The organism is Streptomyces sp. NPDC019531, assembly GCF_044903305.1.
Taxonomy (GTDB): Bacteria; Actinomycetota; Actinomycetes; order Streptomycetales; family Streptomycetaceae; genus Streptomyces.
In genome coordinates this window covers 261,427-269,572 of sequence record NZ_JBJDQL010000008.1, presented here as the reverse complement: position 1 = coordinate 269,572, position 8,146 = coordinate 261,427, and the positions used below count along the sequence as shown (strand labels likewise).

Below are 8,146 nucleotides of genomic sequence, written 5' to 3'. Positions count from 1 at the left end.
AGCCCAGTAATGGGTGGAGGTGACCGGTACTAATAGGCCGAGGGCTTGTCCATATTTGCTCGCGTCCACTGTGTTAGTTCTGAGGCAACGACCGTGTCGTGTTCCCGGTCGAGTTTCATAGTGTTTCGGTGGTCATAGCGTGAGGGAAACGCCCGGTTACATTCCGAACCCGGAAGCTAAGCCTTACAGCGCCGATGGTACTGCAGGGGGGACCCTGTGGGAGAGTAGGACACCGCCGAACAATTTTTGAGAAATCCCCCGTGCCATTCGGCACGGGGGATTTCTGCGTTTAGGGTCGTGAACATGCGCTACGACCTTGTGATCTTCGACAATGACGGCGTTCTCGTCGACAGTGAACCGATCTCCAACCGTCACCTCGCCGCCTATCTGACCGAGCTCGGGCACCCGACCTCCTACGAGGACTCCATCCGGGACTACATGGGCTCCGCCATGCACCGCATCCATGACCTCGTCCTGGAGCGGACCGGGCGGCGGCTGCCGGAGGACTTCGACGACGTCTTCCATGCGCGTGTCTTCGCCGCGTTCGAGCGGGAGTTGCAGCCGGTGGCCGGCGTCAGTGGCGTACTGGAGAAGCTGGCGGCGGACGGGGTGCCGTACTGCGTGGCGTCCTCCGGGAGTCATGAGCGGATCCGGGTGGGGCATCGGGCGACCGGGCTTGACCGGTGGTTCGAGGAGGGGCGGATCTTCAGTTCCCAGGATGTGGGGCGAGGGAAGCCGGCGCCGGATCTGTTTCTCCATGCCGCCGAGCGGATGGGGTGCGAGCCCGCCCGGTGTGTGGTCGTCGAGGACAGTCCGCTGGGGGTGCAGGCCGCCGTCGCGGCCGGGATGGACGTGTACGGGTTCACCACCATGACGCCCGCCGACAGGCTCGCGGGGGCCACTCAACTCTTCTCCGACATGGGTGAGTTGGCGGACCTGCTCGTCTGACATTTGTCATGCCGAGGTCCGGACGATCGTTTCTACTGGCGACCCGGCCCCGGACGAGAAGCTGAGGGCATGACGACGAAGACGAACTCCAAGCGTGCGAACCTGGCTCCTCTGGTCGTGGACGTGGCGGTGCCGATCGGGGCGTACTACCTGCTCAAGGACGGGCTCGGGACGAGCACGCTGATGGCACTCGCTCTCAGCAGTGTCGTTCCTGCCGTGCGGACCGGCTGGAGTGCGGTGAAGGAGCGGACGGTCAACGGTCTCGCCGCTCTCATCCTCGTCGTCAACGTCGTGGGGCTGCTGCTCAGCTTCGTGGCCGGCGATCCGCGGCTGATGCTCGCCAAAGACAGCGGGGTCAGCAGTGTGATCGGGATCGGCATCCTGGTCTCTGTGGCACTGGGCAGGCCGATGATGACCGCGGGGATGAAGCCCTGGCTGGTGAAGGGGATCGCCGAGCGTGAGTCCGCCTGGGCGCGGCTCCAGGACGGGTCGGCGGACTTCCGGCGGGCCGAGCGGGTGTTCTCGATCGTCTGGGGTGTCGTACTGCTCGCCGAATGTGTCGTGCGGATCGTGGGCGCGTACACGCTGCCCGTGGACACGATGGTCTGGCTCGGGTCCGTGCTCATGATCGTGGCGATGTCGGTGGGTTTCCTGGTCAGCGGGGCTCTGGCCGCCGGACCGATGGCCCGGATGCTCATCGCCGAGGCGAAGGTCTGCGCCCCCGCGATGCCCGAGGTCGCCCTCGCGAAATAAAGCTGAGGAAAATTCATCTTTGGCTGGATCTACCCACGAGTACGCTGGGGCCCTACGCTCGCCGCCATGACAGATGTGCTGCGGCGCGGTAGGGCCTCGCTGGCGTTCGGCTTCTTCGCGCAGGGTGTGGCTTTTGCCTTGCTGGTGACGCGGATCCCGGCCATTCAGGACCGCTACGGGGTCTCCGACGCGTTGCTGCCCGCCTTCCTGGCGGCCGTGCCGATCCTCGCCGGGGCGGGGAGCGTTTCCACCGAGCAGCTGGTGAAGCGAATACCGCCGAGTCGGCTGCTGCGGTTCGCCCAGCCCGTCGTGCTCCTGGCGCTGCTCGGGGTGGGGTCCGGGGACTCGACGGTGGAGCTGGGTGTCTCGCTCGCCGCCTTCGGGCTCGCCGTGGGCATGCTCGACGCGTCCATGAACATGCTCGGAGTGAGCCTCCAGCGGGCGTACGGGCGCAGCATCATGCTCAGCTTCCACGCGGTGTTCAGCCTCGGCGGGATCGTGGGGGCCTCGCTCGCCTGGGTGGGGGCGCACTGGCATCTGTCGTTGTTCGTGTCCTATCTGCCGGTCGTGGTGGTGCTGTTGCCGCTCTGTCTGGTGGGGAGTCGCTGGTACGTCGACGGGGACGGCACCGCCGTGGAGGAGAAGGCGACGGGCGGGGAACCGATCGTCTTCAAGCTGCTGTTGCCGTTGTGTCTGGTGATGACCTTCGCCTACATCGGGGACTCCACCGTCTCCAACTGGAGTGCGAAGTATCTGCAGGACGTGCTCGGGAGCTCGGAGCAGCTGTCCACCGTGCCGTACAACGTGTACATGGTGACCACGCTGATCGGGCGGGCCGTAGGGGACTTCGGGGTACGGCGGTTCGGGGCAGCGACGGTCGTACGGCTGGGGGCGCTGGTGGCGGCCGGGGGGTTCGCGGTGGTGGCCGTGGCGCCCGGGGCGTGGGTCGGGATGCTCGGGTTCACGCTGCTGGGGGTGGGGTTGTGCGTGCTGGTGCCGCAGACCTTCGCGGCCGCCGGACGGCTGTTCCCGGGGGCGTCGGATGCGGCTGTGGCGCGGCTCAATGTCTTCAACTACGTGGGGTTTCTGGTCGGTTCGCCGTTGGTGGGGGCGTTGGGGGACGCGTGGAGCTATCGCGGGGCCATGCTCGTGCCGATGGTGTTGGTGCTGGTGACGCTGGTGTACGCCAAGTCGTTCGCCGCTCAACCGGACCGATACGGTGGCGGGCATGAGCGGTCGCGCACAGCTGATGTGGGACGAGGCAGTAACGGGCTATGACTTCGGCCCGGACCATCCGATGGATCCGGTCCGGCTCGACCTGACCCGGCGACTGGTGAACGCCTTCGGGCTGGACCGGGACGTGGAGGTCGTGTCCGCGAAGGCGGCGGGCGAGTCGACGTTGCGGCTCGTGCACCGGGAGGACTACGTCGAGGCCGTGAAGGCGGCTTCCGTGGATCCGGCGGCGGCCGACCAGTCGTACGGGCTGGGGACGATGGATGATCCGGCCTTCGAGCGGATGCATGAGGTCTCCGCGCTGATCGCCGGGCAGTCGGTGGGGGCGGCGGAGGCCGTCTGGCGCGGAGAGACGCTGCACGCGGTGAACTTCGCGGGTGGGCTGCATCATGCGATGCCGGGGGGTGCGTCGGGGTTCTGTATCTACAACGACGCTTCGCTGGCGATCGCCCGGCTGCTGGAGCTGGGGGCCTCGCGGGTCGCCTATGTGGATGTCGACGTGCATCACGGAGACGGGGTGCAGGCGGCCTTCTGGGAGGATCCGCGGGTGCTCACGATCTCGTTGCACGAGCATCCTCGGACGCTTTTTCCGCAGACCGGGTGGCCGGAGGAGACCGGGGCGGACTCGGCGGAGGGCAGCGCAGTGAATGTGGCGTTGCCGGCGGGGACCGGGGACGCGGGGTGGCTGCGGGCGTTCCACGCGGTCGTGCCGGAGCTGATCGCCGACTTTCGGCCGGATGTGCTGGTGACGCAGCACGGGGCCGATACGCACTTCGAGGATCCGTTGGCGCATCTCGCGGTGTCGTTGGATGCGCAGCGGGCTGTGCAGGTGGCCTGTCATGAGTTGGCGCACTCGTATGCCGGGGGGAAGTGGATCGCGCTCGGGGGTGGGGGGTACGCCGTGGTGGATGTCGTGCCTCGGTCCTGGACGCATCTGGTGGGGATCGCCGCGGGGCGGGCCATTGAGCCTGAGGCGATGATTCCCGAGGGGTGGCGGCAGGAGGTGTTCGCTCGGACTCGGCAGTTGGGGCCGGTGCGGATGACTGATGGGCGGTGGCCGGTGTCCTATGCGGAGTGGGATGCGGGGTACGACCCTGCGGATCGGCTGGATCAGGCTGTGCTGGCTACTCGGCGGGCGGTTTTTCCGTTGCGGGGGCTCCTCGCCTGAGGGCGCCCACGGAAGTGCCTCGCTGTGTCGTAGGGCGGCCGCGGGTGCTTTGTGGCTGGTCGCGCCCACGCGGCGGAGCCGCATATCGATACAGCCCCGCGCCCCTGGGTTACTCCGACTGTGCGGTGTTTTTCTGATCCCCCCACCTTCCTCACCCCCATCCGCCACCATCACCCTCGTGTTGAGCACCCGTGCCCTTCGTGCCCATCTGCTGGCCGCTCGTCTGGCCGGGCCCGTGGCCACCTCTCGGGAGGAGAGTCTGCGGAGTTATCGGTTGTTCGCGGCTCGGGATCCGAGGGTGATGATCGGGATTGATCCCGAGCGGTCGTGGAATGAGCGGGATTTGATCGGGCTTATGGCCGATAAATGTGGGGTTTCTGGTGATCCTGGGCATACAACTGGCCGGGATGTGATCGATCCTGAACGAACCCTCGTCGCGCTCGACGCCTTCGCGGAGCGGCTCGCGGCAGTTGCCCAGCGCAGCGGGGCCGTGCTCCTCGGGACCGGGCATCCGCACCGACTGCTCGGGTTCTACGCCGCCCTCGCGGACGCCCTCTCGGCGGCAGGATGTACCGTCCTCACCCCTGCGCATGGTCTCTGTGTCGACATAACGACCCGGTTCGGTCTACGCACGTACAACCTTGACTACGTACGAGGAGTCGCGCTCGTGCGGGAACCGGACGCGAAGAGCTCCGGTTGTGAGACCGGCGTACACACGCATTCGCCGCTCCCGGTTCGTACCGCGCTGGCGGCCGCGGCGGAGAGTGGCGGGCCGCTTCCCGAGCTCGTGATCGGGGATCACGGCTGGGTCTGCGGGGCAGGTCAGCTGGGGTTTGAGGCCATTGGGCTCGCGGATACGGATGACCCCGCGCTCTTTGTGGGGGAGGCTGAGGGGGCCGTGTCCGTCGTCGTTCCACTTGATGACGCTGTGCGGTCTGATTACTACCGGCCGCTGACCCGCTACGTACTCAATCGAGCGTGTCTGTCACAGTAGGCCGCCGATGGGTGCACCTCTTCCCCACTTGCATCACCCGCCCCTACATTGGGGAGTGAGCACGCAGCGACGAAGAGTCACCGGAAGGGGAAGCCGGTGGCCGTCGAGTGCGGAAGGTTCAGGTGTGTCATGGCTGCTGAGCAGAGGCCTCTGAGTGAGGTTCAGTTCCTTACCGTGGCGGAAGTCGCCTCGGTGATGCGAGTGTCGAAGATGACCGTGTACCGGCTGGTGCACAGCGGTCATCTGCCCGCGATCAGGGTGGGGCGGTCCTTCCGCGTCCCCGAGAACGCGGTTCACGAGTACCTCCGCGAGAGTTACGTGGGGGTGGAGACAGCCTGACGGTGACAGTTCCGGGGAGGTCACAGGGGGCCTCAGGGCACTCGTGGACCCCCTGCTCGATCTCCCCGGTTCACCTCGATTACGACCTCAGCGCTCGGACGGGTAGGCTAACCCCTTGTAGGTCGTATGGGCCCATGGCGCCCAACGCCGAGTGATGAGAAGTGAGCGAGGGTAGTCGTGGGCTCTGTTATCAAGAAGCGGCGCAAGCGGATGGCTAAGAAGAAGCACCGCAAGCTGCTCAAGCGCACGCGCGTTCAGCGTCGCAACAAGAAGTAGGCGACGCCGCGTAGGCAGCGTGTCTGTGGCCCCCCACCCAATGCCGGTGGGGGGCCACATGCGTGTGGAGGGCGTGCCGGTGGGGTGGATGTCGTCACCTCGTGCAGTGTGCGGTCATCACAGCGCAACGACGACCCGCTAAGTTGGCGGCACACGGGGAACGCGGCACAGGACTAGGGCTGTGCGAGGGCTGGAAGGAAGGCGCTGATCTTGGGAAAGGTCGTGCTCGTAACCGGAGTGGCCCGACAGCTGGGGGGCCGGTTCGTACGACGAATCCAGCGTGACCCGCAGGTGGACCGGGTGATCGCCGTGGACGCGGTGGCACCCGAGCATCATCTGGGCGGTGCCGACTTCATCCAGGCGGACATCAGGCAGCCCGGTATCGCGCGGGTCCTGGCCGAGACGGCCGCCGACACCGTCGTACACCTGGATGTGACGGCGATGGCGCTCGGCAGCGGGAGCCGGACCACGGTCAAGGAAACCAACGTCATCGGCACCATGCAGCTGCTCGGTGCCTGTCAGAAGTCGCCGAACGTGAAGCGGCTCGTGGTGAAGTCCAGTACGAACGTGTACGGCTCCGCGCCCCGCGATCCGGCCGTGTTCACGGAGACCACCCCGCCCAAGTCCCTGCCCTCCGGCGGCTTCGCCAAGGACACGGTCGAGGTCGAAGGGTATGTGCGGGGGTTCGCGCGACGGCGTCCTGACGTGGCCGTGTGTGTGCTGCGGTTCGCCAACATCCTGGGGCCGACGGCGGACACCCCGCTCGCCTCGTACTTCGCGCTGCCCGTGCTGCCGACCGTGTTCGGGTACGACCCCCGACTGCAGTTCGTGCACGAGGACGACGTGATCGAGGTCCTCAGGATCGCCTCGCACGAGCAGGAGCGGGGCACGCTGAACAGCGGCACCTTCAACATCGCAGGTGACGGGGTCCTGTTGCTGTCGCAGTGTTCCCGGCGGCTCGGGCGGCCCACCGTGCCCCTGCTGCTGCCGGCCGTAACCTGGGCCGGGTCGCTGGTCCGTACGCTGGGAGTGACGGACTTCTCGCCCGAGCAGATCCGGCTGCTCACCCATGGCCGGGTCGTGTCGACGGTCCAGATGCGCGAAACACTCGGATTCCGGCCCAAGTACACGACGGCGGAGACCTTCGCGGACTTCGCGCGCAGCCAGGGTCCCGGGCTGCTGCCGCCGGAGGCCCTCGCGGGGGCCGTCGACCGGATCGCCGCGCTGCCCCTCGCGGGCGGCGGCCACCCCCCGACGCAGAGCGCCAACTGAGGAGCGCATCAACGATGGCGGACGCCAAGGTCATTCCGTTCGACGACGACCGGTCCCGCGCAGGCGCCGTACAGCGGCCGCCGCGGCGCCGGAGCGCGGGGAGCCGGCGCAAGGGTCCCGAGCCCGCGCTGGTCCGTGAGGTCCAGCCTCTGCCCAGCGGGCCTTCCGCGCAGGATGATGTTCCTGTGACGCGTGAGGAACAGCCGCCGCAGCAGGCGAACGAAGCAGGCGGTCTGGAGCGGCGGATCGCGGGAGGCCTCGACTTTCTGCGCCGCCGGCTCACCGGGGACTACGAGGTCGACGACTTCGGCTACGACGAGGAACTCACCGACCAGGTCCTGATGTCCCTGCTGCGGCCGATGTACGAGAAGTACTTCCGGGTCGAAGTGAAGGGCATCGAGAACATCCCGGCCGAGGGTGGCGCGCTGATCGTCGCCAACCACTCCGGGACGTTGCCGCTGGACGGCCTGATGATGCAGGTCGCCGTCCACGACCACCATCCCGCGAACCGGCATCTACGGCTGCTCGCGGCGGACCTGGTGTTCATGCTGCCGGTGGTCAACGAACTGGCCCGCAAGGCCGGTCACACCCTCGCCTGCGCGGAGGACGCCGAACGGCTGCTGGGGCGCGGTGAACTGGTCGGCGTGATGCCGGAGGGCTTCAAGGGCATCGGGAAGCCGTTCAGCGAGCGCTACAAGCTTCAGCGCTTCGGCCGGGGCGGCTTCGTCTCCACGGCCCTGCGCCAACGCACCCCGATCATCCCGTGCTCGATCGTCGGCGCGGAGGAGATCTACCCGATGATCGGCAACGCGAAGACCCTCGCGCGCCTCCTGGGCTTCCCGTACTTCCCGCTGACGCCGACCTTCCCGTGGCTTGGTCCGCTGGGCGCTGTCCCGCTGCCGACGAAGTGGACGATCCAGTTCGGCGAGCCGATCCTCACGGACGGCTATCCGCCGGAGGCCGCCGAGGACCCGATGCTGATGTTCAACCTCACCGACCAGGTAAGGGAACAGATCCAGCACACGCTGTACAAGTTGCTGGTGCAGCGGAGGTCGGTCTTCTTCTGAGCCGACTGGGGGCGTGGTCGCCAGCCGACAGTGGCGGTGAGAGGGCCCCGGCCGGGTGGAGCCGCTGGACGGAGTCCGGCGCAGTTGTCCGAAGCC

General features: G+C 67.4%; 9 protein-coding genes and 1 rRNA gene. All 10 read left to right on the top strand.

Annotation, left to right across the window (positions count from 1 at the left end):
• Positions 1 to 124: 124 nt before the first annotated feature.
• The 10 genes from rrf (at position 125) to ACI2L1_RS13585 (ending at position 8,050) form a co-directional block, all read left to right on the top strand.
• Positions 125 to 241 (top strand): 5S ribosomal RNA (gene rrf, locus ACI2L1_RS13630).
• A gap of 62 nt (positions 242 to 303) precedes the next feature.
• Complete coding sequence (locus tag ACI2L1_RS13625; RefSeq protein WP_404739493.1) at positions 304 to 948, top strand: HAD family hydrolase; 645 nt, start codon at positions 304 to 306, stop codon at positions 946 to 948.
• Between the two features lie 69 nt (positions 949 to 1,017).
• Positions 1,018 to 1,701: a VC0807 family protein gene (locus tag ACI2L1_RS13620; RefSeq protein WP_404739492.1), complete on the top strand. Its 684-nt coding sequence runs from the start codon at positions 1,018 to 1,020 to the stop codon at positions 1,699 to 1,701.
• Positions 1,702 to 1,767: 66 nt separating this feature from the next.
• Positions 1,768 to 2,979: an MFS transporter gene (locus ACI2L1_RS13615; protein WP_404739491.1), complete on the top strand. Its 1,212-nt coding sequence runs from the start codon at positions 1,768 to 1,770 to the stop codon at positions 2,977 to 2,979.
• Positions 2,930 to 4,102 carry an acetoin utilization protein AcuC gene (locus ACI2L1_RS13610; protein ID WP_404739510.1) on the top strand — a complete coding sequence of 391 codons (1,173 nt, stop codon included), beginning with the start codon at positions 2,930 to 2,932 and terminating at the stop codon, positions 4,100 to 4,102. Before ACI2L1_RS13615 ends, ACI2L1_RS13610 begins: the two co-directional genes overlap by 50 nt.
• A 178-nt stretch (positions 4,103 to 4,280) precedes the next feature.
• The gene (locus ACI2L1_RS13605) at positions 4,281 to 5,096 is read left to right on the top strand and encodes a phosphatase (RefSeq protein WP_404739490.1); all 816 of its coding nucleotides are present in this window, start codon (positions 4,281 to 4,283) and stop codon (positions 5,094 to 5,096) included.
• Positions 5,097 to 5,225: 129 nt separating this feature from the next.
• Positions 5,226 to 5,435: a helix-turn-helix domain-containing protein gene (locus ACI2L1_RS13600; RefSeq protein ID WP_016437488.1), complete on the top strand. Its 210-nt coding sequence runs from the start codon at positions 5,226 to 5,228 to the stop codon at positions 5,433 to 5,435.
• A 177-nt stretch (positions 5,436 to 5,612) separates the two neighbouring features.
• Entirely contained in the window at positions 5,613 to 5,711 is a 99-nt protein-coding gene (locus ACI2L1_RS13595) for a 30S ribosomal protein bS22 (protein WP_003948845.1), read from the top strand.
• A 210-nt stretch (positions 5,712 to 5,921) separates the two neighbouring features.
• A complete protein-coding gene (locus tag ACI2L1_RS13590) occupies positions 5,922 to 6,983 on the top strand; it encodes an NAD-dependent epimerase/dehydratase family protein (RefSeq protein ID WP_404739489.1) in 1,062 nt (353 codons plus the stop codon).
• Positions 6,984 to 6,997: 14 nt separating this feature from the next.
• Positions 6,998 to 8,050 (top strand): lysophospholipid acyltransferase family protein, encoded by a 1,053-nt coding sequence (locus ACI2L1_RS13585; protein WP_404739488.1) that lies wholly within the window; start codon positions 6,998 to 7,000, stop codon positions 8,048 to 8,050.
• Positions 8,051 to 8,146: the final 96 nt, after the last annotated feature.

Excerpts from the sequence above, each read along its gene's own strand:
- ACI2L1_RS13625 (WP_404739493.1), top strand. The coding sequence starts at position 304 with ATGCGCTACGACCTTGTGATCTTCGACAATGACGGCGTTCTCGTCGAC.
- ACI2L1_RS13600 (WP_016437488.1), top strand. The coding sequence starts at position 5,226 with ATGGCTGCTGAGCAGAGGCCTCTGAGTGAGGTTCAGTTCCTTACCGTG.
- ACI2L1_RS13620 (WP_404739492.1), top strand. The coding sequence starts at position 1,018 with ATGACGACGAAGACGAACTCCAAGCGTGCGAACCTGGCTCCTCTGGTC.
- ACI2L1_RS13615 (WP_404739491.1), top strand. The coding sequence starts at position 1,768 with ATGACAGATGTGCTGCGGCGCGGTAGGGCCTCGCTGGCGTTCGGCTTC.
- ACI2L1_RS13585 (WP_404739488.1), top strand. The coding sequence starts at position 6,998 with ATGGCGGACGCCAAGGTCATTCCGTTCGACGACGACCGGTCCCGCGCA.
- ACI2L1_RS13610 (WP_404739510.1), top strand. The coding sequence starts at position 2,930 with ATGAGCGGTCGCGCACAGCTGATGTGGGACGAGGCAGTAACGGGCTAT.